Genomic DNA, 22983 nt, shown 5'->3' on the forward strand with positions numbered 1-22983 from the left:
CTTGCCGCTCCTCAGGCCATGCCACGCTGGATAAATTCGACGAGGATCAGCAGCACGCACAGCGCCGCCAGCCCCCCACTCGCACCGGCGAACCATTTCAGCCGCTGCTTCTCGACCGCCCTCTGCGCGGCGCTAACCGTCTGCGTGATCGAACCGATGACCGGCAGGCCAACCGCCCGCTCCAGCCGTGCCGCCGTCGGGAAGCTGCCCTTGAGCTGCCCCATCGCAAAGGCGCTGCCGACGCCTGCACCAATGCCGACGATCAGTACGCCGAGCAGCAGTAGCGGCCGGTTCGGCGCCGATGGCGCGGTGGGCGCACTCGGCGGATTGATCACGCGGAACTGAACGGAGCCCGTCTCGGTCTTCACATCACCGCGCAGGCGCACATCCTCGCGATCAGCAAGCAGCTTGTCATATTGAGTCTTCAGCACCTCATAATCGCGGTCGAGCTTTTCCTGCTCGGCGGCGAGGCCCGGCTCATCGGTCTGGCGCGATGACATGGCGTTCAAGTCAGCCTGAAGCTGCGCCTTGCGCGTCTGCAAAGCCTGAACAGTCGCAGCCCGCTCCGCCTGCATCGACTTGATCGACAGATACGCAGGATTGGGCGAACCAGCCGCCCCGCCACCGCCGCCACCCTGACGGCGCAGCGCTTCGACCTGACGCTGGGCCGCGATCACGTCCGGATGGTCAGCGGTCCAACCCCGCGCGCGCATTCCGGCAAGGTCCGCCTGAGCCTGCGCCAATGCGGAAGGGCCGCCCGAAGCGCCAACACCCGGCAACACCTGCGGCGTTCCAGCAAGCTGGCCGTTCATGGCGCTCAGCGCACTCGACGCCTGCACCAGCTGCGACTCGATATTGTTGATCTCCATCCGCGCCGCGTCCATGCGCTGGCCTATGGAGCCCGCGCCCGGCAGCATCCCAGCATAGCGCTGCTCGAACTCGACACGACGTTGCTCTGCGGCAGCCAATTGACGCCCGCGCGCCGCGATCTGCTGGTCAAGGAAGGCAAGGCTCTGCTTCGTCTCGACACGGTCGGACGAGAGGTTCGTTTCCTGGAAAATCTCGATCAGCTTCTGCACCGCCTGCTGCGCGATCCGTGCATTGGCTCCGTCCGACAGGCTGGAATCCGCCGACTTGGCGCTGATATCGATCATGCTCGGATCGATCTGCGCCATCACAGTGATGCCTTCACGCAGCGCCGTAATCTTGGCCGCCATGTCGCGCGGCCCGCTGATCGTCTGGTTAAGGTCGGTTTCCTTGACCACCCGCTCCAGATTGGCGGTGCTCGCCAGCGTCTGGCGCACGCGGTCCAGATCCTGCTGCGATTGGACCTGCGTAATGCCGACCTTGTCCTGCAACAGCGACTGCGTATTCACGTAAACACGCGCCTTGCTCTCATAGCTGTTGGGCACCAGAGCCACCCCCAGCCACCCCAGCATGCACACGCCCCAAGCCACGGCCAGCGCCAGCCAGCGCCGGGTCCATATGCCGTGAAGCGCGATCAGCAGTTCGTCGTAAAGACCGGCCATATCAGAACATGCTTTCAGGAATGATGATGACGTCGCCCGGCGCCAGCATGACGTTTGCCTTGCTGTCGCCGCGCTTCAGCAGATCGCCGATGCGGACGTTGAATTCCTGCTGCTTGCCCTGCTCCTTGTTGAAGCGAACCAGCCGCGCCCGGTTGCCCGCCGCATATTCGCTAAGGCCCCCAACGGAAATCATGGCGTCAAGCAGCGTCATGTTCGCACGATAGGGAATGGACGCAGGCTTTTCGGTCGCGCCGACGATCCGCACCTGTTGGCTGAACGTGCCGGAAAAATTGTTGACGATCACCGACACCAGCGGATTTTCGATATATTTGGTGAGCGCCACCTTCATGTCGTCGGCCAGTTGCTTGGGCGTCTTGCCCACGGCTGGCATGTCGGCGATCAGGGGCGTGGTAATCCGCCCATCCGGCCGCACCTGAACCTTCGCGCCCAATTCCGGGTTGCGCCATACAAAGACAGTCAGGTCATCGAGCGGCCCGATCACATATTCCTCGCCCGGCCCTTCCTGCTGCGCCACGAAGGATGCCGAGGGCAGCTGGGCACCACCGCCTCCAGAAGCGCAGCCCGACAGCGCCAAAGCAGGCAGCGATGCGCCGATCAGAGCTCGGGAAAGCGACAGGAAACGCATATCTTCACCTCATGACAGGGCCGCACGCCTGCACGGCCGCCAAGCAAGTGAAGCGGCCGCAAAGCGATGGGCTTTGGGCCTCTTCTTGCCGCTAAAGGGTAAAGATACGGTTAGGCGTCAAACTATTGGTATATCAGCCAAGTAATAGTTCGAGCGCAGGCGGGTGCCCCAGAAAGGCGGAAGGGCTAGCCGAAGCGCCATAGGCCCCCGCCGCGAAGATCGCGATCAGGTCCCCTTCCACCACCGGCGGCAAAGCAACCTTGTCCCCCAGCTTGTCGATCGGCGTGCACAGACAGCCCACGACCGTGACGGCCTCCTCCGCAGGCGGCGCGCCATAACGGTTCGCCACCGCCATCGGATAGTTGCGCCGAACCACCGTGCCGAAATTCCCGCTTGCCGCCAATTGATGGTGCAATCCGCCATCCACCACGACGAACGTCTCGCCCTGGCTCTGCTTCACATCGACCACACGGGTCAGGTAGACGCCCGCCTCGCCCACCAGCCAGCGACCAAGCTCCATGGCGAACTCACTGTCCGCCAATATATCAGCGCGGGCATGCAGCGTCTGGCCCAGCGCCTCGCCGATCGGCGCAATGCCCAACCGCTGATCGCCCGGAAAATAGGGAATTCCAAATCCCCCACCCAGGTTGACGAGCGGCGGCGCAGTACCCACTGCATCCGAAAGCCGCGCCGCCAATCCCACTGTTGCCGCCTGCGTGTCGATCAAGGCTTCCGCGTCCAGCGCCTGCGAGCCCGCGAAAATATGCCAGCCGCGCCAGTCCGCTCCCGCGTCGATCAACGATCGGGCAAGCCCCGCCGCCCGATCGGCATCGATGCCAAAGGGCTTGGCCCCGCCGCCCATGCGCATGCCCGAGCCCTTAAGGTCAAAGTCGGGATTGACCCGCACGGCGAGCCGGGGCGTCCGCCCCCGCTTCTCCGCGATGGCAAGCGCTCGGCGCGCCTCTCCTTCCGACTCCAGGTTCAGCGTCACGCCAGCATCGATCGCAGCGGCAAGTTCGTCGTCGCGCTTTCCCGGCCCGGCAAAGCTCACATGCGAGGCATCCATGCCCGCTTCCAGCGCACGCGCCAGTTCACCGCCCGAAGCCACGTCAAAGCCATCGACCAGCCGCGCCATGCGCTCCAGCAACGCCGGATAGGGATTCGCCTTCACCGCATAATGGATCGACAATTGCGATGGCATGGCCTCCCGCAAATCGCGCACCTGCCGCTCGACTATCCCCATGTCATAGACGAACAGCGGCGTATCCCCCGCCTCGTCCACCAGACTCGCTGCACCGCATCCGCCGATCAGCAACATGCCTTCCTCACCCTCGAAAAAGGGCGGAACAGGTCCCATCGGCTTCATCTGTCATATTCCTTGGCCAGTGCCACTCGGTCGATCTTGCCATTAGGCGTCCGAGGAAAATCCGCCAGCCGGATGATCGTCCGGGGCTGCATGAAATTCGGCAATTCGGTCTTCAACCTCGCCTCGACCGTCGCCTCGGCATCAGCATCGCCAGATCGGATGAGCAGCAGCACCGCCTGCCCCAACCGTTCATCCTTGATGCCCAGCGCGACGGCCTCCGCCACCCCAGGCACCGCCGCCGCCGCTTCCTCAATCTCTGTCGGACTGATGCGATTGCCCGAGGATTTGATCATCGCGTCATCGCGTCCAACGAAATAGAGCAGCCCTTGCGCATCCCGTCGCACGCTATCCCCTGACCAGACCGCCATACCGCCAAAGCGAGAGGACGGCGGCGCAGGCTTAAACCGCTCTGCCGTGCGCGCCTCATCCCGCCAATAGCCTCGCGCCACCAACGGCCCGCAATGGACCAACTCACCCGCTTCATCATCGTCCGTCAGGCTGCCGTCGGGCCGCACCACCAATATCTCCGCATGCGGTATCGCCGACCCCATCGAGTCCGGATAGCTGTCCACCAGCGCGGGCGGCAGATAGGTGGACCGAAATGCCTCCGTCAGGCCATACATGGGATAAAGGTCAGCCTTGGGGAAAAGGCCGCGCAATTTAACCACCAACGGCCGGGTGAGCGCGCCACCGCTATTCGTCAGGCGCTTCAGCTTCCCCGCCACTTCCGGCTTCCACTCAAGCTCGGTGAGCTGGACCCAAAGCGGCGGCACCCCGGCCAAGGTCGTGATGTCGCGCTTGTCCACCGACTTCATGACGTCACGCGCCGTCAGATAGTCAAGCGGATAGACGCACCCGCCCGCATACCAGGTCGAAAACAGCTGATTCTGCCCATAATCGAAACTGAAGGGCAGCACGCACAAGGTCCGGTCCTCGGCATTGAGGCCCAGATAGCGGGCCACACTCGCCGCACCGAGCCACAGATTGGCGTGGCTGAGCATCACCCCCTTGGGCCGCCCGGTCGAACCGCTGGTATAGAGGATCGCCGCCAGATCATGCGGCCCGGCTTCGGAGGGCGGCAGTCCATTCCCGCCGCTCATGGCTGCCGCCGCATCCTCCTCCCGCAACAGGCGGCAATCGCCCGGAACATCCCCCTGCTCCAAAGTATCAAGCCGCGCCGGAGTACCGACCAGCAACCGCGCGCCGCTGTCGGCTAGGATATGCGCGACCTGCGCATGTTTCAGCAGCGGATTGACCGGCACATGCACCAGTCCCGCGCGCGGGGCCGCCAATGGCATCAGCGCGGCAACCGGACCCTTGGCAATCCAACTGGCGACGCGCGCGCCCTTTTCCAGCCCGAATCCCGCCAGCCAACCCGCAAGGCGACCAAGCGTCGTTTCAAGCTCTGCATAATTCTGCGATCCCGACCGGCCATCCAGCGCCGGACGCGCCGCCTCACCCCGCAACAACAGGTGGTCGATCGGGCGAACTTCCTCGCCATCGATCAGGGCGGTTCGGCTTAACTCCATTTCCAGACTTTTCACCTAAGGCATGGGGGCAGTGCCGGGGAGATAATGATTTGCTGGTCACAAGGGAATACAGCACGATCGCAGATGCCCGGCAGGCGCTGGGCGGGCGGATGGATCGCGCCGCGACGCCTTCCCTGTTCGACCGCATCGACTGGTTCGAATCGCTGCACGAACATTGTTTCAACAACCAGCAAGTCCGCATCCTTCAGGCTATAGAAGGACAGGTCGAAGCATGGCTGTTCCTGCTGTCGCCCTCTCCCGAACGGCAAAGCGCGCTTGCCAACTGGTACAGCTTTGCCTGGTCGCCGATATATCTCGGCGATCCTGATGAGCCGATGCGCCGCCGCCTGGCAGAGATACTCGCCGCCGAACTGTTCAGGACCGGCCGCCACATCGACTTTTATCCGGTCGGCGATACAGCGGAAATGCTGCTCGATGCCTTCCGGCGCAGCGGCTGGTTCGGCGTCCGTCGGCCCATGGGTGGACGCCATATCCTCGCCCTGAACGGCCGCGACTTCGCCGCCTATTGGGCGGATCGCCCCAGCCGTCTGCGCAATCAGGTGCAGCGAAAGGCCCGCTCCAGCCGCTTCACCATCGAAATTCACCATCAGGTCGATGATGCCCTGTGGCACGACTATGTGACGGTGCATGCAAGCAGTTGGAAACAGCCGGAACCCGGCCTCTCCTTCCTACGCACACTGGCCGAACGTGAGGCCGCCGCCGGAACACTCCGGCTCGGCTTTGCGCGCCTCAACGGCCAGCCAGTGGCGACCCAGCTCTGGACCATCGAAAATGACGTCGCCCTCATCCACAAGCTGGCGCATGACCGCGCCTTCGACGGCGCTTCTCCAGGCACGTTGCTCAGCCACGCGATGTTCGCCCACGCCATAGATGCCGACAAGGTCCGCCACATCGACTACGGCACCGGCGACAACCCCTACAAGGCCGAATGGATGGAGCAGCGGCAAACGCTCTACCGTCTCGACTTCTTCAATCCACGATTTGCCTCGACATGGATTCCCGCCGCGCGAACCGCGATTTCCGCCCTTGTGGGCTGAAGGCGGAACGATTAGGTAAGCCCCCCATCATGCGGGCGAAAACCTCTATGCCGGTCGACCGGACAAGCGACATGTCAAACGCGATGCGCGATCTGCTTCGCGATGTGCTGGCCCTGTCGCAGGAACGCGTCGATGCGTTCGACGCCGACACGCCCCTGTTCGGCGCTTTGCCTGAACTGGACTCCATGGCCGTCGCTACGCTGCTGACGGAGATGGAGGACCGGCTCGACATCCTGATCGAGGATGACGATATTGACGGCGAAACCTTCGAGACCTTCGGCACGCTGGTTGCCTTCGCGCGGACGAAGCTAGAGTCCTAACCCTCTCATCGCCCCCCACCACCCGTTCGGGCCGAGCCTGTCGAAGCCCTCTTCTTTCCTTGAAGGACAAGGAGAGCCCTCGACAAGCTCAGGGCGAACGGAGGATAGCGAAGACCCAGCAACGCGAAGCACGCAACGCGCACCCCCGCTCCACGCCCGCTTACTCCGCCGCCAGCGCCTCAAAATCCGCTTCGGCCAGGAACTTCTCCACGTCCAGCGCCGCCATGCAGCCCATGCCCGCCGCCGTCACCGCCTGCCGATAAATCTTGTCGCTGACATCACCCGCCGCGAACACGCCAGGAATAGAGGTACGCGTCGTGCCCGGTTCCACGATCAGATAGCCCTCATCCATCGGCAGCTTGTCCACGAACAACTCAGTCGCAGGCTGATGCCCGATCGCGACGAACGCCCCATCAGTCTCGATGTGCGAAGCCTTGCCTGTGACCGTATCGACCAGATCGACGCCAACCAGCCCGTCCGGATTGCCGCCACCCACAAACCGCTCGATCTTCTGGTTCCACAGCACCTTGATGTTCGGATGCGCAAACAGCCGCTGCTGCAAAATCTTCTCCGCCCGCAGCGAATCACGGCGGTGGATCAGTGTGACGTCATGGCTATGGTTGGTGAGGTACAGCGCTTCCTCGACAGCGGTGTTACCCCCGCCGATCACCACAACCTTCTTGCCGCGATAGAAAAATCCATCGCAGGTCGCGCAGGCGGAAACGCCCTTGCCCTGCAACAGCTGCTCGCCTTCCGTACCCAGCCACTTCGCCTGAGCGCCCGTCGCGATCACCAGAGAGTCCGCAAAATAGCGCGTCCCGCTATCTCCAGTCAGGCGGAAAGGCCGCTCCGACAGGTCAACATCGACAATCTGGTCATACATCATCTGCGCGCCGACATGCTCGGCCTGCGCCTGCATCTGCTCCATCAGCCACGGTCCCTGAATCACGTCGCGGAAGCCCGGATAATTTTCCACGTCGGTCGTGATGGTCAGCTGCCCGCCCGGCTGCATGCCCTGCACCACGATCGGCGCCAGCCCCGCCCGCGCCCCATAAATGGCGGCCGAAAGCCCGGCCGGCCCCGAACCGAGGATCAGCATGCGAGTGGAATGGGTAGCGGTCATCAAATTCCCCAGCTCTTTGGATTCGTTTGTCGGGATGAAATAGGCAGCAGCGCCGGGCGCGCAAGCCTGACTATCGCATGGAATTGCTTGGGCGCGGGCAAGCTCCGCCTCCCCCGCCTCTCCAGCCGTCAGTCAATGACGTTGGGCAGGTCCTCAAACCCCTTGCGCAGCGCCGCCGACCAGCTGAGCGAAAGCAGCTGAAATTCCTCGTTATCGGCCTCTATCCGGGTGCGGACACGGAAATCGAACTGGCCGCGCTCGATCACCGTCAGGTCCAGCGGCATGCCCACCGACAGGTTCGACCGCAACGTCGAATCCATCGACACCAGCACGGCTTTGGTTGCATCCTCCAGACTCGTCTCGCGCTTGATGATCCGGTCCAGAATCGGCTTGCCATATTTATGCTCGCCAATCTGGAAAAAGGGCGTGTCCTCCGTCGCCTCGATGAAGTTGCCCGCCGAATAGATAAGGTAAAGGCGCGGCTTTCCCCCCCGCCGTTCCCCCGCGAGCAGGATGGAGGCATCTGCACCGGACCCCTGCATTTCGATGGTGCTGCGATAATGCTGCTGCATCTCGCACATCGCATCCCCCACCAGTTGCGCCGCGCGGTGCATCGTCGCGCAATTCAGGATGCTTTCAACGTCCGGATCGACCTGCGAATCCTTGATCGCGCGGCCCAGCATCGTCTTGACGCCCTGTGTGATGGACAGGTTGCCCGAACACATAAGCACCAGCGCCCGCTCGCCCGGCACGCTGTAGGTAAAGCTTTTCCGAAAGCGCGCGATATTATCCATGCCCGCATTGGTGCGGGTGTCCGACAGCATGACCAATCCCTGGTCCACGCGCACCGCCACACAATAGGTCATCGCCCACCGGGCTCCTGTATCCGTTCAACCCTGCGGGATGGCAGGCTGAAGGCTTTGTTGTTGCTGTCGTTGCAGCTGCCTTTCTTCCACCCCTTCCTCCGCCTGCGCGATCCGGACGTCCGCGTCAATCCAGATATCGCCCGCCGCCGTCACGGATCCCCGGATGGGCGCCGCCGCATTGGCATCCAGGCCCGACGCCAGCCGCAAATAGCGCTCCGTCACACAGACCCGGTTCGACGGATCGAACCCGACCCAGCCCAGATCCGGCACGCACGCCTCAACCCAGGCGTGGGTTTCATGCAGGGCAACCCCGCCCTCCGCCAGCAGATATCCTGTCACATATCGCGCCGGAATGCCCAGGGCTCGCGCCCCCGCGATGAATATCTGCGCATGGTCCTGACAAACCCCCGCCCCCAGCGCGAAGGCTTCCGCCGCCGTGGTATCCGAAGACGTCACGCCGCCCCGATAGACCACAGCATCGCTGACCGCCGCCGACAAGGCATGTAACCGCGCCAGCGTCCCCCCATCATCCGGCAGGGAAAGCGCCATGTCCCGAATGGCATCGGACGTCCGGGTCAGCTGCGTTTCCCGCAGGAAATAGACCGCAGGCACCCGGCCGTTTCCATGCCCCAGAACACCGCTCGTCTCGCTCGTCTCCGCCAACCCTTCGGCAACGATCGCCGCATTGTCCAGCCGGTCATGCCGTATCCAGACAGCCTCCATCTCGCCAAAGCTGTTGCGGCGGAACCCTTCGACCGGCTCGCCATTCACGCTGACCTGCCATTCCAGCACCCTTTGCGACGCCGTGTCGATCGGCATCAGCTTCAGGCGCATCGCCACCCGGCCTGCCGTCGCGGCATAACGATAAGTCGTTTGATGGCGGACCAGCAGTTTCAAGGCGTACCGCGCTCCTTCATCCGAAATGATAGGTCTGGGCGATCTCGGCGCCCAATTGGTTGGTCATCTTCAATCCGCCCAGCACGGTTTCATGCAATCCGACGCGGAAAATCTCTCCGCTGTCCAGCTGTTCCAGATCGTTCACCATTTGCCGCACCGTCTCATGGCACGTGCCCCGCCCATTGTGCCAACCCGCCAGCCGGTTGAGCCTATAGGCAAGCTGTTCATAGCAATAGGCCACACTGCGCGGGAAAAGCCGGTTCAGCATCAGGAAATCGGTGATCTGCCAAGGCGTATAGGTGCCGCCATAGACATGGTGATAGGCCCGCGCTCCAGACAGAGCGTAGAGGACGGAGGTCCACTGATAATGGTCCCGGTTGCCCCCGATCACCTCGGTTTCTGGCAACAGCACATAATATTTGACGTCCAGCAGCCGCAACGTCATCTGCGCCCGCTCGAGCGCCGACCCGGCACGCAGGAAATCATGTCCTTCATTGCGCAACTGCCCGGAATGCGCCGCACCCCGGAAAGTCATGACCCGCGTCTTCACCCAATCGATCAGCGCGGGAAGCTGCTGCCGCGCTTCCCCCACATCATAGCTGTCCAGCTTGCGCCACCCTTCGTTCAGCGCCTCCCACATGTCCTGGGTCAGCATGGTGCGCGCCGACTTGGCGTTGGCACGCGCCTTCAGCAGGCAAGACCGGATGGAACTGGAATTATCAAGGTCCAGCATCAGATAGGATATGGCGTCCCTCTCGGCCACCTGTATGCCTTCGGGAAATGGGCCATCGACCCCGGCTGCCCGTACCACTGACCGCCATTCGTCGCGATGATGCGCCCCCGGCAGGATCGCCATCCGTTGTCCCATGGTAAGCAAACGGGCCGTAGCCTCCGCCCGCTCCATATAACGCGCCATCCAGTAGAGATTCTCGGCAGTCCGGCTCAGCATGGGCGCACCCACCCCCTCTCCGTCATGCCGCCTCTCATCGTCATCCCGCTTCTTACCGTCATCCCAGCGAAAGCTGGGATCTCAGGCCAGAGCGCACTGCATAGCCTCACGAGATCCCAGCTTCCGCTGGGATGACGATGACTGCGAAAGATGCTGGCAACCTCCATCAGTCCTGCAACACCCATGTATCCTTCACCCCACCCCCCTGACTGGAGTTCACCACCAACGACCCTTCCGTCAGCGCAACCCGCGTCAGCCCGCCGGGCACCAGCCTGATCTGCTTGCCCACCAGACAATAGGGCCGGAAATCCGCATGCCGCCCGACCACCGAAGCCGGACCAAGGGTAGGCACCGTCGAAAGGTCCAGCGTCGGCTGCGCGATGAATTCGCCCGGATTGGCCCTGATCCGCTCCGCATAGGCGGCGATTTCCTCGCTGGTCGACTTGGGACCGATCAGCATTCCGTAGCCGCCCGACCCATGCACCTCCTTGGCCACCAGTTGGTGCAGATGCTCCACCACATAGGCGCATTCGTCCGGCTTCCCGCACTGCCATGTCTGGATATTGTCCAGGATCGGCTGCTCACCCAGGTAAAATCGGATCATCTCCGGAACGTAGATATAGACCGCCTTGTCATCCGCGATCCCCGCGCCCGGCGCCGAAGCCAGCGTCACCCCGCCATTGCGATACACGTTGAAGATGCCGGGAATGCCCAGCAGGCTGTCCGGCCGGAACACCAGCGGATCAAGATATTCGTCATCGATCCGGCGGTAGATGACATCGACCTGGCGGGGGCCAAGCGTCGTCTTCATCCACACCCGATCCTCGTCGACGAACAGATCGGCAGGCTCCACCAGCTCCACGCCCATCAGATCGGCCAGGAAACTATGTTCATAATAGGCGCTATTAAGTGATCCCGGCGTCAGCAGCACAACCACGGGATCACCCTTGCACGCGGGCGGCGCGACTTCCTTCAGGCTCTTGAGCAACTCGGCAGGATAATCATCGACCGGCGCCACCAGCCCCTGCGCGAACAGCTCAGGGAACATGCGCGTCATGATCTCGCGATTTTCCAGCATGTAGGACACGCCCGATGGCGTACGGCAATTATCCTCCAGCACCTCGAACCGCGACGGGCCGGTGCGGACGATGTCGATCCCGACGATATGGCTGTACACCTTCCCCGGCGGGGTAAAGTCCGCCATCTCGGCGAGATAGGCGCTATTCTGGTAGATGATGTCGGCGGGCATGATCCCCGCCTTCACAATCTCTCCCCGATGATAGACATCATGCAGGAACGCGTTGAGCGCCCGTGCCCGCTGCCTGATACCCCGGTCCAGCACCCGCCATTCCTGCGCGGTGAAGATACGCGGCAACAGGTCGAACGGGATCAATCGCTCCGGATCGCCGCCCTCGCCATAGACCGCAAAGGTAATGCCGATCCGCCTGAAAATCGCTTCCGCTTCATCCAACCTGCGGTTAAGCCCCGCGATGCCCGTCCGTTCCACCCAATTCTGCACTTCGGCATAACAAGGCCGTATCGAACCATCCGGCTCAAACATTTCGTGGAAGGGCAAAGCGTCGATCCTCCCTCGGGCCTAGCCCGGTTGTGCATTGCAACATTAGTGCAACGTGGCGGAACGATTGCAAGCGCAAAAAGGGCGCCGACCAAGATTTCCCCGCGCCCGACGTCCGGCGACCTGCCCAGAAGAGAATTTGCACAGCCGTCGCCAAACCCCGTTGACCCCACAAGTCGCTCTGCCTATAGCGCGCGCACCGCAGGGCGACTGCCCGGCGCAGCCCATGGGGCGGAGTAGCTCAGCTGGTTAGAGCAGCGGAATCATAATCCGCGTGTCGGGGGTTCAAGTCCCTCCTCCGCTACCACCTTTACAGTCCGCTTTTATCCCGCGGAAATCCGTGGTTCATTGTGGCGGTGTTTTGGGGGACAAGCATTGAAAACAAACGCGAAAATGCTTCTACGGCTAAATGGTCGCAGCCGTCTCGTCAGACCGGACTCAGGGCTTCTGACGCACCGCCATAACCGAGCAAATGGTGAGCAGCGCTAAAACAATAAGTGACGCGTAAAGAGGCCCATGGCCCTCATCCGAAGGCGTTACGACAGCCGACTGCTGCTTGAGTGTGGTGGCATATTTTATCACGTCGCTTGCGCCTTGTGATGTCATATACATGACGATCACCAACAAGACTGCTACGACGCCCCCAGCGTTCATAGCACCCATTGTTGGCTTAGCCTTCAACAACTCCCGGAATTCGCGAAACAATAGCTGCACTAGATCTTTAAGAGACAAACTCGTGAGCTTATCAACAGCCAGCAACAGGCCGAACCCGAATAGTATGTAGAACACTAGCGGCCAATTGACGCCGCTACTTACCTTATCAAGAATAGTCATCTGCCAGCCCCTGCGGCGTTTCCAACTATTCCCATCAGAATGAAAGTCACGCCCGATACAAACACAACCGCAAGAACTAGCGGATGCATAATCGGCGATGCACTGACATGATTGCCGAGGACTAAGCTCAACGAAAGTACCACGATTATCAAGCCCGCAAATTTGAGAACAGATGTCACTGCAACCACCCTCAATCCGACCGTGTCATTTGCCAACGCAGGTACCGTCTGCGGGCTGCTTTCCGCTGGAACGTGCGCGAACGAATTTGCAGCAATATTCCAGTTATTGAAAGTGTTGATCGTTAAAGAGTTGGCAGGCTGCGAATACGCAGGATGACCTAGATAACCGGCCAGAACGCGGTTCACAGCTTCCGATTGGTGGTCAGGGCTGTACGCGACATAGCGGTTCCAAACCGGCACATCGGGCATCGTTTGCGGCACACTCGGGATACTTGCGGCAATGGTTTTAGGATCCGACATCAATCCAGCCTAATCATGTCGCCAAAGAATTCCTGAACCTCTGACCCGACGAAGGCCGCGAGTGGATCGACAAGCCGCTGGAAGTTTCCGGGCTGAGGGTCATCCTTCGCGGGCCGCGTGTTCACATCGGCTTTCAGGTGAAGCGCGTGCTGGGACGTCTCCGTGAAGTCTAGGTCTACCGTGATTGTCTGACCAGGCTGACCTTGAAACTGGAACTGCCGGACCTCACTAGCTTCCAAAGCTCTCACAAGCCCATCTTTCTGGTGCCATAGATTGAGGCCGAACGAATACGGCGAAGGAGGCCTTTTGGCGAATATACCCGAACCCAGCTCTTCCAGCGCCGCATTGACCACCTCTGGCGCAGCTGGAAGTGTCACTCCAACGGTTATACCGCAGAAAAATCGAGCTTGGTGCAGGACGTCGTCGAGTTTGTCCATCTCTTCGGCAGCTCGCACTAATGCGGGCCGGACACCCGACGCAGGCCGCCCTGCTGAGAAATCGAGCGTGAGCTGGACCTGATTGTTAGATGCCGCCAAGCCCTTCTTGTTGCCCTTTAGACCGAATCGGGGAGTATCGGGGGGCGCATCTACCGGGGTCGGGAAGATATCCGCTTGCGGTGAAAGGTAGCTTGCAAACGCTGTTTCAAAATTACCAAACAAACGCCGAACTTCTTGGGGTGGAAACCGCCTCGTGAGCGTAATCTGCGTTAACGATGTAACTGCTTTAAGTTTCTCGAGGCTCATTGGCGATCCATTACGATTCGAAGCATCGAATACCATTCAAACGTCAAAAAGCTAACAGAATGTGCAAAAGTGGACCGGGCGGCCAGGCCTCGCGATGACATGGCGCCATGAGGGAGGCGCTCGATCCGGTATGCTCTCAATAACGCCATTGTCCGATGACGGGAATGCTGGGGAAAACCATTCAAACCCTAAACTCTTGAGCGGACTGTCGAGGCGGTAACGTCCTCTACCAATTATAATCCACATTAAAATCAGCAGTCGGCGTCATCCTGACTCTCTTTCGCGTCCGGCGCGGGGGTATCTGCGCGCTGCCGTCTCGGCCGAAACGCTTTGTTACAGATGCTACACCTTTCGGCTCGCCCCTCCTGATAGACAGTCATGGTCAAGAGAGGAGAGACCATGGCTTTTTCATCTATATTGGTCGCTATCGACATCCATGATCATGATCACGCAAAGTCCGCACTGGAGGCGGCAGCGGCGCTTTCCGGAGGCGGTGCGAAAGTGCATATCCTTTATGTGCGATACTTCCTTCCTGTAAATTATGAAGGCGCGATTACCGTCGATTTCGACACGCAGGAGATCACAGAGGCTCAGCGACAGGTCGACGAATGGAAAGTCGAATTCGGCCTGACTCGTGCCAGTTTCGCGTCCCATCGCGGCCGAGTGCGTGATGAAGTTCTGGATGAAGCGCAACGCGTGGGCGCCGACCTCATCATCATCGGCTCACATCAACCGTCGCTCTCATCCCGCGTGCTGGGTTCCAACGCCGCCGCGATCGTCCGCAATTCGCCGATAAGCGTGCTCATCGCTCGTCAGAAAGCGACCGGCTAACGAATGCCCCGCCAGCCGATGCGCCAGATCAGATTTCCAGCTGCGACCCCAGTTCCACCACCCGATTGGTCGGCAGCTTGAAAAACGCCATCGGACTTTCCGCATTGCGCACCATCCACGCGAAAAGCCGCTCGCGCCAGATGGCCATGCCGGGGCGCGAGGAGGGCACCAGCGTTTCACGGCTGAGGAAATAGCTGGTGTCAGCCACGCCGATCGGCCCGCCGCAGTCGCGCACTGCCTTCATCGCGGCGGGCACATCGACATTTTCCATGAAGCCGTGGCGCAGCATCAGGCGATAGAAACCCGTGCCATGATCTTCGACGCTGGTCCGTCCGTCATAGGGCAAATGCGGGACTTCCTCCGCGCGCACGGTCAGGATGATGTTGCGTTCATGCAGGATGCGGTTGTGCTTGACGTTGTGGAGCAGGGCCGGCGGAACACCCTCCGTCGTTGAGGACAGGAAGATCGCCGTACCCGGCACCCGCTTCAAGGACGCTCCGGCTGACTTGATGAACAGGTCGAGGTCCATCGCATCTTCGCGCAGACGGTTGCGCATGATCCGCCGCCCCGACGCCCAAGTCGTCAGCACCAGGAAGGATATGGCCGCGACCAGCAGCGGGAACCATCCGCCATCCGGAATCTTGGTCGCGTTCGACAGGAAATACGCGCCATCGATGATCAGGAACAGGCCCGTAACCATACCCGCGACGAAGGGGTTCCAGCGCCACACGCTGAACATCAGCGCCCCCATCATGCAGGTGGTGATGACCATGGTCCCGGTCACGGCGATGCCATAGGCCGCCGCCAAATTGCTCGAACTGCCAAAGCCCAGCACCAGCATGATCACCAGCACCAGCAGCGTCCAGTTGATCAGCGGGACATATATCTGCCCCGCCGCCGACGCGCTGGTGTGCAGGATACGCAGGCGCGGCAGGAAACCCAGCTGCACCGCCTGCCGCGTCACGGAAAAGGCGCCGGATATGACCGCCTGGCTCGCAATCACCGTCGCCATCGTCGCCAAAATCACCAGCGGCAACCTCGCCCATTCAGGGGCAAGCAGGAAGAATGGATTTTGCGCCGCCGCAGGCTCATCCAGCAGCAACGCCCCCTGCCCCAGATAATTAAGCATCAGGCACGGCAGCGCCGCGTAAAGCCACGCAATGCTGATCGCCTTGCGCCCGAAATGCCCCATGTCGGCATAGAGCGCCTCCGCCCCCGTCACCGCCAGCACCACCGATCCCAAAGCCAGAAAGGCCAGTTTAGGGTCGATCAGGAAGAAGCGCAGCGCCCACCATGGATTGACGATGGAGATGATCTCCGGGTGCCGCAATATGTTCGTGATGCCCAGAATTGCGAGCACCAGGAAATAAACCACCATGATCGGCCCGAACAACGCGCCGACTCGGGCCGTGCCGATGCTCTGGATGATGAACAGGGCAATCAGGATCACGATCGCAATCGGCAGCACCATAGGCGTAAGACCAGCCTGCACCACCGTCAGCCCCTCGACCGCCGACAGCACGGATACCGCCGGAGTGATGATCGCATCCCCGTAAAAGAGCGCAGTGGCCAGCACGCCCAGCGCCGCGATCGTCGGCGTCCAGCGCGTCTCGCCCATCCGCCGCCCGATCAGCGCCAGCAACGCCATGCTGCCGCCCTCGCCATTATTGTCGGCTCGCAGGATGATGAACACATATTTGACCGTGACGACCAGCGTCATGGTCCAGAAGATCAGCGACAGCACGCCATAGATATGGGCCGGATCGACCGCCAGCGGATGGTGGCCGACAAAGCTTTCCTTCAGCGCATAGAGTGGAGAGGTCCCGATGTCCCCGAACACCACCCCCAACGCGCCGAGCGCGAGGCCGTGTAGCGGACCATGCGCCGCATGGCTCCCCCCGCTAACCGGCAAGTCCTTGTCAGCCATAAGGCAGAAAACCCCCAACTTTGGCGAGCGCCTATGCCACAACCGGGGATGACAGCGCTATGGGGTACAGGCGGCGATCCGCTATTTTATATTTTGGCCCGCTGACTTCAAAAGTCCCGCCTACCCCTTGTCAGTCCGGGGAAAGCGCGCCAAGGACGGCAGCAACTTGGACTGAGGGGATGCTGGCCGATGAGCCATTATGACGTTCTGATCGTAGGCGCGGGCCATGCAGGCGCGCAGGCGGCCATTTCGCTTCGTCAACTCGGCTTTGAAGGGTCCGTCGCCATGATCGGTGACGAAAAATACCCACCTTATGAACGCCCGCCCCTGTCGAAGGAGTATTTCGCGGGCGACAAGGTCTTCGACCGTATCCTCATCCGCCCCGCCGCCTTCTGGGAAGAACGCAAGATCGACATGCTGCTCGGCCACCGGGTGAAGGCCGTCGATCCGGAAAACCAGACCATTACCACAGGCAATGAGCAGATTTCCTACGGTAAGCTCATCTGGTGCACGGGCGGCAGCCCGCGCATGCTGACCTGCGACGGCGCCGATGCGCCCAACGTCCATGCCGTGCGCCGCCGCGACGATGTCGATGCCATGATGGCGAAGATGGATCAGATCAATCATGTCGTCGTGATCGGCGGCGGCTATATCGGGCTGGAAGCAGCCGCCGTGCTGACGAAGTTCGGCAAGAAGGTCGTGCTGCTCGAAGCGCTCGACCGCGTCCTAGCCCGCGTCGCGGGTGAAGAACTCTCCCGCTTCTACGAAGCTGAACATCGCTCCCATGGCGTTGATCTGCGCACCGGTGCCGCGATGGACTGCATCGAGGTGCAGGACGGCAAGGCCACCGCCGTGCTGATGCAGGATGGCGAGCGGATCGAAACCGACATGGTGATCGTCGGTATCGGCATCATCCCCGAAACCGGCCCGCTGATCGCAGCGGGTGCTGCTGGCGGCAATGGCGTCGATGTCGATGAGTATTGCCGCACCAGCCTGCCCAACATCTATGCTGTCGGCGACTGCGCATCCCACGCCAACCGCTTCGCGCGCGGCGCCCAGCTTCGCCTTGAGTCGGTACAGAACGCCAATGATCAGGCAAAGACCGCCGTCGCCCACATCATGGGCAAGGGAGAAGCCTATGACGCCGTGCCATGGTTCTGGTCCAACCAATATGATCTGAAGCTCCAGACCGTGGGTCTTTCGATCGGCCATGACCACACCATCCTGCGCGGCGATCCGGCGACCCGCAGCTTTTCGGTCCTGTATCTGAAGGCCGGAAAGCTCATCGCGCTCGATTGCGTCAATGCGGTGAAGGACTATGTGCAGGGCCGCGCCCACGTCCTTTCGGGCGCCCTGCTGGACCAGGCGCAATTGGCCGATCCCTCGGTCCCGCTAAAGGAAGTCGGCCTCGCCTGAGACCGGCCATCGGTACTTGCCCCCGCGCAAAGCGTTGCTATCACCTTGAAGCAATGCGCTTTGTCACGAAAGGTAAGGCCATGACAGGTCGATTGCGACAGCTCCTCTGGCCCCTGATCGCAGGCACCGCGCTACTGCCCATGCCCGCCGCATCGGCGACGCGCGGCTACACCATCACCAGCTTCGACGCGATCCGCGTCGATGCGCCTGTGGAGGTGATCATCACCACAGGCGCGGGCGCTTCCGCCAAAGTCGATGGCGATCAATCCCTGATAGAACGACTGCACATCGATGTGTCCGGGCGTCTGCTGACAATCAGGATGGACCGCGCCCAGCCCGGCGAGAAAAGCGGCGGTCGCGCGACCGTCCGGCTCTCGACCGGCACGCTTGAAAGGCTGGTGCTGACCGGTGGCGGCTCCATTTCGGTCAGCCGTATGAAGGGCTTGCGCGGAGAGATCGTGCTCGGCGGCAATGGCGATGTCAGCGTCGCGGCCGTTGACCTCGATGAACTCAGCCTCGGCCTCGCAGGCGCAGGCCGCGCAACCTTGGCCGGGCGAGCGGCAATCGCGACAGTGCGGGTAAACGGCCCGGGCGCCGTAGCTGCCGATGGCCTGCGCACCCGCCAGGCGACGGTCAGCAATGACGGCCCCGGCAATGTCGCCCTGACCGCAGACGTGACCGCCAAGATATCCGCATCAGGTTCGGGTGACGTCACCATAGTCGGCAAGGCCGCCTGCCAGGTCGAAAATCGCGGCACAGGCCGCATCTCCTGCGGCGGCGAAGCCTATTAGAGCTTGATCGTCTTACACGGAGCGTCGGCGTCGAGGCTCATTTTCCGTCACCCCGGGCTCGACCCGGGGTCCCGCTGCCTCGACGGCGTCAGAAAAGGAGTGGGACCCCGGATCAAGTCCGGGGTGACGATCACTCAAACATGATCATGTTCTAGGGTGTGTGGGGATTCAGTTCAGGATGAGGCGAAAATGGTGAATTTCGAGAACCTCGAAGCGAGTCACGTGCCTCGCTTCGACGCAGCGTACTTCAGTACGTGAGCACCGGAAGCGCAGAAAGTCGCCATTTGCAGCCCGTCATGGACTGAATCCCCACACACCCTAGGTGCCGTGGCTTTCATCGCGATCACCTAACCCCGTTCGGGCTGAGCTTGTCGAAGCCCCTTCTCTTTCTTGAAAACCCCGCCCCCACAACCGCCCCTCCCCACTAAGCTTATCAAAGTGTTTACCGCCACCCCATAGACATAGGACACCAGACATATCGGATCGTCCCATGTTCGCTCGCGCCCTCCTCCTCTTCCTCTTCATGGCCTCGCCCCAAACGGCAGAAGCGCAGGTAGCGATGGCCGTCGCGGACAGCGGAGACACGGCCTGGATGATCCTCTGCGCCCTCCTCATACTGCTCGCCGGGCTTCCGGGCCTGCTTCTGCGCCACGCGGGCCTCGTCAATGTGCGAAGCGCGCTCTCGGCAAGCACCCAGCTTATCGCCGTCGCGGCGGGCGCATCGCTCGCCTGGGCCATCGCGGGCTATAGCCTCAGCTTCGCACCCGGCAGCGCATGGCTGGGCGGCGGCGCGAACCTTCTACTCGCCAACCTAGGCTCCCTGAAGGCTGGACTGACCGTTCCCGAATCCGCCTTCATCCTGTTCCAGATGGCCCTGGCCCTCTTTGCTGTCTGCCTCCTCCCCGGCGCCACGGCTGGACGCGCGCGCTTCGGCTGGATCGCGGCCCTTGCTCCGCTCTGGCTGCTGATCGTCTATGCCCCGCTGGTTCACGGCATCTGGGGCGGCGGCTGGCTTGCAGCGCTCGGCGTCATCGACTTTTCCGGCGGCCTCGTCATGCACATGAGCGCAGGCTTTTCAGCGCTCGCACTCTCCCTGATCCTCGGCCGCCGTCCCCGACAAGTCGGCGCAAGCCACGCACCGGTACTCAGTCTCGCGGGTGGCGCATTGATCTGGATCGGGTGGGCGGGCATTTCCGGCGGCTGGGCTCTTGGCGCCACGGACAATGCCGCCACGGCCATCCTCAACACACATTTCGCTGCCAGCGCGGGCGCCCTCGCATGGGCGCTGTCGGATCGCGCCGCGACCGGCCGCATCAGCGCCACCGGCATCATGTCGGGCGCCGTCGCTGGTCTCGCCGCCATTTCTGCCTCCGCCGCACTTTCGGGTCCCGGAGGGGCAATGCTGATCGGCCTTGTCGCCGCCCTTCTCTGCCGCATCGCAAAGGCGACGTTCGGGCGCGGCGTCGATGATCCGGCGTCGGTTTTCCTGCTCCATGGGCTAGGCGGCCTGATCGGCGCCTTGCTGTTGCCGTTCTTCGTTCAGCCGCTCCTTGGTGGCGTCGGTTTCGAAGGCGACATCAGCCTCATAACGGCCATGCTGAGCCAATTGGCCGGTGTCATCGCCGTGGCCCTCTGGTCCATGGCGGGAACCTCTATCGTCGCGCTGCTGCTATCGGTCGTACTGCCCATGCGTCTAACGGCAGAGGAAGCCGCTGAGGGCCTTGATCAGGTCGATCATGGTCAACAGGGCTGGGACTTCCGCTAACATCATGGGCATCGCCGTCGGCATCTTCGCCCATCAGGAGGAGCGGCGGATCGGCACCTGCCTTGCCTCGCTCCCGCTGGACCGGGCGGACACCGTCTATCATGTCCTCGTCAACGGCTCGACCGACGCCACCGCCGCCCGCGCCCGCGACATGACAGCCGGGCGAGCCAATGTCCGGGTGCATGACATCGCCCAAGGCGGCAAGTCGCGAACGTGGAACTACCTGATCCATGATCTGCTGGACGGAACCGACGAAGCCGTCATCCTCCTCGACGGCGACGCCCAGATCGCACCCGGCTCCATCGACGCGCTGGTGCGGGCGGTAGCAAGCGACGGCATCAATGCGGCGGCGGGCATGCCTCTCAACGGGAGAATGGCCGCGCATTACCGCCATCTGCTGTCAACAGACGGCGGCCTCTTCGGCGATCTCTACGCACTGTCCGGCCATTTCGTGAACCGCATCCGCGCGCGAGCGTTGCGGCTGCCCGATGATCTGATTGGCGACGATGGCCTCGTCGCGGCCTGGGCTCATACCGATCTGCAAACCGACGCCGCCTGGCAGCGCGAGCGTGTCATCGCTTGCGAAGAAGCAGGCTTCCTCTGCGAACCCGTCCGCCTCACCAGCCCTGCAAGCTGGCGCATGCAATATCGGCGGATGACCAACTATTCGCTGCGCTTCTTCCAGAACCGCATCGTCTCCGACATCATGGGCCGGGAAGGCCCGGACGCCCTGCCGCGCCAACTGCGCAGCCTCTACGCCACATGGCTCCCCCGCCTCGCCCCGCGCTCCGGCCCGACCGGCTGGTTCGACCGGAAAGCACTCGCGCGGATGAGGCAGATGGCGGCTTAGCGGTCCTTGCCCGCCAGCTCCTTGTTGATGAAAAGCGCCAGCCCCGTCACAACCGCGCCGGAGAAGAGATAAGCGCCCGAAGCCGCCAACCCGAACGTGACCGACAGCGCCAACGCCACCAGCGGCGCAAATCCCGCCCCCACCAGCCAGGCAAGGTCCGAAGTCAACGCCGACCCCGTATAGCGCGTGGCCGTCGAGAAGTTGGACGCCACCACACCCGAAGACTGCCCAAAGCTCAATCCCAGCAGCATGAAGCCCAGGATCATGAACGCGATCTCGGCCAGCTCCCCACCATTGAGCAGCAGCGGCGCAGCGATGCTGAATATCCCGATCCCCAGCGCCGACCAAGCCAGCAGCTTACGCCGCCCCACCATATCCGCGACAAATCCCGACACGACGATGGCCAGCACGCCCACGCTCGCCCCAATCGCCTCGATCACCAGAAAGCGCTCCAGCGGCTGCTTCGTATAGAGCGCGATCCAGGACAGCGGGAACACCGACACCATATGAAACAGCGCAAAGCTCGCCAGCGGAGCAAAAGCGCCGATGATGATATTCCGCCCCTCCGTTCGCACCGTCTCCAGCACCGGCGAAGGCTGCAACTCCCGCGCCTCGAACAGCCGCTCAAACTCATGCGTCACCACGATCCGCAAGCGCGCGAACAGCGCCACCACGTTGATCGCGAACGCCACGAAGAAGGGATAGCGCCAGCCCCAATCCAGGAAATCCGCCCGCGACAGGTTGAACAGGAAGAAAGCGAACAACCCACTCGCGACCACCAGCGCCAGCGGCGCGCCCAGCTGCGGCATCATCGCATACCAGCCGCGCTTGTTCTGCGGCGCGTTCAGCGACAGCAGCGACGCGAGCCCATCCCACGTCCCGCCCAGCGCAATCCCCTGCCCCGCACGGAGCGCCGCCAGCAGCACCGCCGACCATATGCCAACCGTCTCATATCCCGGGAGAAACGCGATAAACGCCGTCGATCCCCCCAGCAGGAACAGCGCAATGGTCAGCTTCACCCCCCGCCCATAGGCCCGGTCCACCGCCATGAAGATGAACGACCCGATCGGCCGCGTCACGAACGCCAGCGCGAAGATCGCGAAGGACCACAGCGTCCCCGCCAGCGGACTTAAAAAGGGAAAGACATGCGCCGGAAACACGATGCACGACGCGATGGCATAGACGAAAAAGTCGAAAAACTCCGACGTCCGCCCGATGATCACGCCGATCGCGATCTCACCCGGCGCGACCTTATGATCCCGCGCCGTCACAAGGCGTGCGTCGCGCTCCATCTGCGTGGACGATGGTGTGGTGGTCGCGGCGTTCATCGGTCTGGACAAGCCTTCATGCTGCGGGAACGATCCATGCCAAACATCGTTGCAGCATAGCGAATCGCCCCGGTGGTCGAAAGGCCATTGCCCTATTTTGCGCCTGCGAGGGGATAGGACAAAAGGTCCAATGTCGATCGCCACGCCACCCCCTTATGCG

At 62.2% G+C, this 22983-nt stretch carries 21 protein-coding genes and 1 tRNA gene; 8 read left to right on the forward strand and 14 right to left on the reverse strand.

Annotation, left to right across the window (positions count from 1 at the left end; translation table 11 throughout):
- Nucleotides 1–11: 11 nt before the first annotated feature.
- The 4 genes from ACZ5YV_RS05705 to ACZ5YV_RS05720 form a co-directional block, all read right to left on the reverse strand.
- Nucleotides 12–1529: an XrtA system polysaccharide chain length determinant gene (locus ACZ5YV_RS05705; RefSeq protein ID WP_464788950.1), complete on the reverse strand. Its 1518-nt coding sequence runs from the start codon at nt 1527–1529 to the stop codon at nt 12–14.
- A 1-nt stretch (nt 1530) separates the two neighbouring features.
- Nucleotides 1531–2175 carry an XrtA/PEP-CTERM system exopolysaccharide export protein gene (locus ACZ5YV_RS05710; RefSeq protein ID WP_464788951.1) on the reverse strand — a complete coding sequence of 215 codons (645 nt, stop codon included), beginning with the start codon at nt 2173–2175 and terminating at the stop codon, nt 1531–1533.
- Nucleotides 2176–2308: 133 nt separating this feature from the next.
- Complete coding sequence (locus ACZ5YV_RS05715; RefSeq protein WP_464788952.1) at nt 2309–3541, reverse strand: pyridoxal-dependent decarboxylase, exosortase A system-associated; 1233 nt, start codon at nt 3539–3541, stop codon at nt 2309–2311.
- Complete coding sequence (locus tag ACZ5YV_RS05720) at nt 3538–5070, reverse strand: acyl-CoA ligase (AMP-forming), exosortase A system-associated (RefSeq protein ID WP_464788953.1); 1533 nt, start codon at nt 5068–5070, stop codon at nt 3538–3540. Before ACZ5YV_RS05720 ends, ACZ5YV_RS05715 begins: the two co-directional genes overlap by 4 nt.
- A 50-nt stretch (nt 5071–5120) precedes the next feature.
- On the opposite strand from ACZ5YV_RS05720, the gene ACZ5YV_RS05725 reads away from it, so the two are divergent.
- Nucleotides 5121–6128 carry a GNAT family N-acetyltransferase gene (locus ACZ5YV_RS05725; protein WP_464788954.1) on the forward strand — a complete coding sequence of 336 codons (1008 nt, stop codon included), beginning with the start codon at nt 5121–5123 and terminating at the stop codon, nt 6126–6128.
- 29 nt (nt 6129–6157) lie between these two features.
- The gene (locus ACZ5YV_RS05730; protein WP_464788955.1) at nt 6158–6448 is read left to right on the forward strand and encodes a phosphopantetheine-binding protein; all 291 of its coding nucleotides are present in this window, start codon (nt 6158–6160) and stop codon (nt 6446–6448) included.
- A gap of 160 nt (nt 6449–6608) precedes the next feature.
- Here ACZ5YV_RS05730 and trxB read toward each other — a convergent pair whose 3' ends face one another.
- The 5 genes from trxB to ACZ5YV_RS05755 form a co-directional block, all read right to left on the reverse strand.
- A complete protein-coding gene (trxB, locus tag ACZ5YV_RS05735; RefSeq protein ID WP_464788956.1) occupies nt 6609–7571 on the reverse strand; it encodes a thioredoxin-disulfide reductase in 963 nt (320 codons plus the stop codon).
- 128 nt (nt 7572–7699) lie between these two features.
- Entirely contained in the window at nt 7700–8437 is a 738-nt protein-coding gene (locus ACZ5YV_RS05740) for a proteasome-type protease (RefSeq protein WP_464772196.1), read from the reverse strand.
- 24 nt (nt 8438–8461) lie between these two features.
- Nucleotides 8462–9334 (reverse strand): transglutaminase family protein, encoded by an 873-nt coding sequence (locus ACZ5YV_RS05745; protein WP_464788957.1) that lies wholly within the window; start codon nt 9332–9334, stop codon nt 8462–8464.
- A 16-nt stretch (nt 9335–9350) separates the two neighbouring features.
- Complete coding sequence (locus tag ACZ5YV_RS05750; RefSeq protein ID WP_464789157.1) at nt 9351–10283, reverse strand: alpha-E domain-containing protein; 933 nt, start codon at nt 10281–10283, stop codon at nt 9351–9353.
- Between the two features lie 166 nt (nt 10284–10449).
- Entirely contained in the window at nt 10450–11859 is a 1410-nt protein-coding gene (locus ACZ5YV_RS05755; protein ID WP_464788958.1) for a circularly permuted type 2 ATP-grasp protein, read from the reverse strand.
- A gap of 230 nt (nt 11860–12089) precedes the next feature.
- On the opposite strand from ACZ5YV_RS05755, the gene ACZ5YV_RS05760 reads away from it, so the two are divergent.
- Nucleotides 12090–12166 (forward strand) — tRNA-Met (locus ACZ5YV_RS05760).
- 131 nt (nt 12167–12297) lie between these two features.
- On the opposite strand, the gene ACZ5YV_RS05765 is transcribed toward ACZ5YV_RS05760, so the two are convergent.
- Genes ACZ5YV_RS05765 through ACZ5YV_RS05775 form a run of 3 tightly spaced genes read right to left on the reverse strand, consistent with a single transcriptional unit; the run spans nt 12298 to nt 13915 of the window.
- Nucleotides 12298–12693: a hypothetical protein gene (locus tag ACZ5YV_RS05765; RefSeq protein ID WP_464788959.1), complete on the reverse strand. Its 396-nt coding sequence runs from the start codon at nt 12691–12693 to the stop codon at nt 12298–12300.
- Nucleotides 12690–13172: a hypothetical protein gene (locus tag ACZ5YV_RS05770; protein WP_464788960.1), complete on the reverse strand. Its 483-nt coding sequence runs from the start codon at nt 13170–13172 to the stop codon at nt 12690–12692. Before ACZ5YV_RS05770 ends, ACZ5YV_RS05765 begins: the two co-directional genes overlap by 4 nt.
- The gene (locus ACZ5YV_RS05775) at nt 13172–13915 is read right to left on the reverse strand and encodes a hypothetical protein (RefSeq protein ID WP_464788961.1); all 744 of its coding nucleotides are present in this window, start codon (nt 13913–13915) and stop codon (nt 13172–13174) included. The genes ACZ5YV_RS05770 and ACZ5YV_RS05775 overlap by 1 nt, the downstream gene beginning before the upstream one ends.
- A 399-nt stretch (nt 13916–14314) precedes the next feature.
- Here ACZ5YV_RS05775 and ACZ5YV_RS05780 point away from each other — a divergent pair, with 399 nt between their 5' ends.
- Entirely contained in the window at nt 14315–14746 is a 432-nt protein-coding gene (locus tag ACZ5YV_RS05780) for a universal stress protein (protein WP_464788962.1), read from the forward strand.
- Nucleotides 14747–14774: 28 nt separating this feature from the next.
- Here the strand turns inward: ACZ5YV_RS05780 and ACZ5YV_RS05785 are convergent, their stop codons facing one another.
- A complete protein-coding gene (locus ACZ5YV_RS05785) occupies nt 14775–16673 on the reverse strand; it encodes a potassium transporter Kup (protein WP_464788963.1) in 1899 nt (632 codons plus the stop codon).
- Between the two features lie 189 nt (nt 16674–16862).
- Here ACZ5YV_RS05785 and ACZ5YV_RS05790 point away from each other — a divergent pair, with 189 nt between their 5' ends.
- From ACZ5YV_RS05790 to ACZ5YV_RS05805, 4 genes are all read left to right on the forward strand, one after another.
- Complete coding sequence (locus ACZ5YV_RS05790; RefSeq protein ID WP_464788964.1) at nt 16863–18089, forward strand: NAD(P)/FAD-dependent oxidoreductase; 1227 nt, start codon at nt 16863–16865, stop codon at nt 18087–18089.
- An 80-nt stretch (nt 18090–18169) separates the two neighbouring features.
- Nucleotides 18170–18880 carry a head GIN domain-containing protein gene (locus ACZ5YV_RS05795; RefSeq protein WP_464788965.1) on the forward strand — a complete coding sequence of 237 codons (711 nt, stop codon included), beginning with the start codon at nt 18170–18172 and terminating at the stop codon, nt 18878–18880.
- A gap of 490 nt (nt 18881–19370) precedes the next feature.
- On the forward strand, nt 19371–20645 hold the full coding sequence (locus ACZ5YV_RS05800) for an ammonium transporter (RefSeq protein ID WP_464788966.1): 1275 nt from the start codon (nt 19371–19373) through the stop codon (nt 20643–20645).
- A 4-nt stretch (nt 20646–20649) separates the two neighbouring features.
- Entirely contained in the window at nt 20650–21495 is an 846-nt protein-coding gene (locus ACZ5YV_RS05805; RefSeq protein ID WP_464788967.1) for a glycosyltransferase family 2 protein, read from the forward strand.
- Here ACZ5YV_RS05805 and ACZ5YV_RS05810 read toward each other — a convergent pair.
- Nucleotides 21492–22823 (reverse strand): MFS transporter, encoded by a 1332-nt coding sequence (locus ACZ5YV_RS05810; RefSeq protein WP_464789158.1) that lies wholly within the window; start codon nt 22821–22823, stop codon nt 21492–21494. The two genes, ACZ5YV_RS05805 and ACZ5YV_RS05810, sit on opposite strands and share 4 nt — an antisense overlap.
- Nucleotides 22824–22983 lie beyond the last annotated feature (160 nt).

The sequence above is a fragment of the Sphingobium sp. TomTYG46 genome (genome assembly GCF_055396345.1).

Excerpts from the sequence above, each read along its gene's own strand:
- ACZ5YV_RS05790 (WP_464788964.1), top strand. The coding sequence starts at position 16,863 with ATGAGCCATTATGACGTTCTGATCGTAGGCGCGGGCCATGCAGGCGCG.
- ACZ5YV_RS05715 (WP_464788952.1), bottom strand. The coding sequence starts at position 3,541 with ATGAAGCCGATGGGACCTGTTCCGCCCTTTTTCGAGGGTGAGGAAGGC.
- ACZ5YV_RS05705 (WP_464788950.1), bottom strand. The coding sequence starts at position 1,529 with ATGGCCGGTCTTTACGACGAACTGCTGATCGCGCTTCACGGCATATGG.
- ACZ5YV_RS05740 (WP_464772196.1), bottom strand. The coding sequence starts at position 8,437 with ATGACCTATTGTGTGGCGGTGCGCGTGGACCAGGGATTGGTCATGCTG.
- ACZ5YV_RS05720 (WP_464788953.1), bottom strand. The coding sequence starts at position 5,070 with ATGGAGTTAAGCCGAACCGCCCTGATCGATGGCGAGGAAGTTCGCCCG.
- ACZ5YV_RS05785 (WP_464788963.1), bottom strand. The coding sequence starts at position 16,673 with ATGGCTGACAAGGACTTGCCGGTTAGCGGGGGGAGCCATGCGGCGCAT.
- trxB (WP_464788956.1), bottom strand. The coding sequence starts at position 7,571 with ATGACCGCTACCCATTCCACTCGCATGCTGATCCTCGGTTCGGGGCCG.
- ACZ5YV_RS05750 (WP_464789157.1), bottom strand. The coding sequence starts at position 10,283 with ATGCTGAGCCGGACTGCCGAGAATCTCTACTGGATGGCGCGTTATATG.
- ACZ5YV_RS05730 (WP_464788955.1), top strand. The coding sequence starts at position 6,158 with ATGCGGGCGAAAACCTCTATGCCGGTCGACCGGACAAGCGACATGTCA.
- ACZ5YV_RS05765 (WP_464788959.1), bottom strand. The coding sequence starts at position 12,693 with ATGACTATTCTTGATAAGGTAAGTAGCGGCGTCAATTGGCCGCTAGTG.
- ACZ5YV_RS05780 (WP_464788962.1), top strand. The coding sequence starts at position 14,315 with ATGGCTTTTTCATCTATATTGGTCGCTATCGACATCCATGATCATGAT.
- ACZ5YV_RS05710 (WP_464788951.1), bottom strand. The coding sequence starts at position 2,175 with ATGCGTTTCCTGTCGCTTTCCCGAGCTCTGATCGGCGCATCGCTGCCT.
- ACZ5YV_RS05775 (WP_464788961.1), bottom strand. The coding sequence starts at position 13,915 with ATGAGCCTCGAGAAACTTAAAGCAGTTACATCGTTAACGCAGATTACG.
- ACZ5YV_RS05810 (WP_464789158.1), bottom strand. The coding sequence starts at position 22,823 with ATGAACGCCGCGACCACCACACCATCGTCCACGCAGATGGAGCGCGAC.
- ACZ5YV_RS05795 (WP_464788965.1), top strand. The coding sequence starts at position 18,170 with ATGACAGGTCGATTGCGACAGCTCCTCTGGCCCCTGATCGCAGGCACC.
- ACZ5YV_RS05800 (WP_464788966.1), top strand. The coding sequence starts at position 19,371 with ATGTTCGCTCGCGCCCTCCTCCTCTTCCTCTTCATGGCCTCGCCCCAA.
- ACZ5YV_RS05770 (WP_464788960.1), bottom strand. The coding sequence starts at position 13,172 with ATGTCGGATCCTAAAACCATTGCCGCAAGTATCCCGAGTGTGCCGCAA.
- ACZ5YV_RS05805 (WP_464788967.1), top strand. The coding sequence starts at position 20,650 with ATGGGCATCGCCGTCGGCATCTTCGCCCATCAGGAGGAGCGGCGGATC.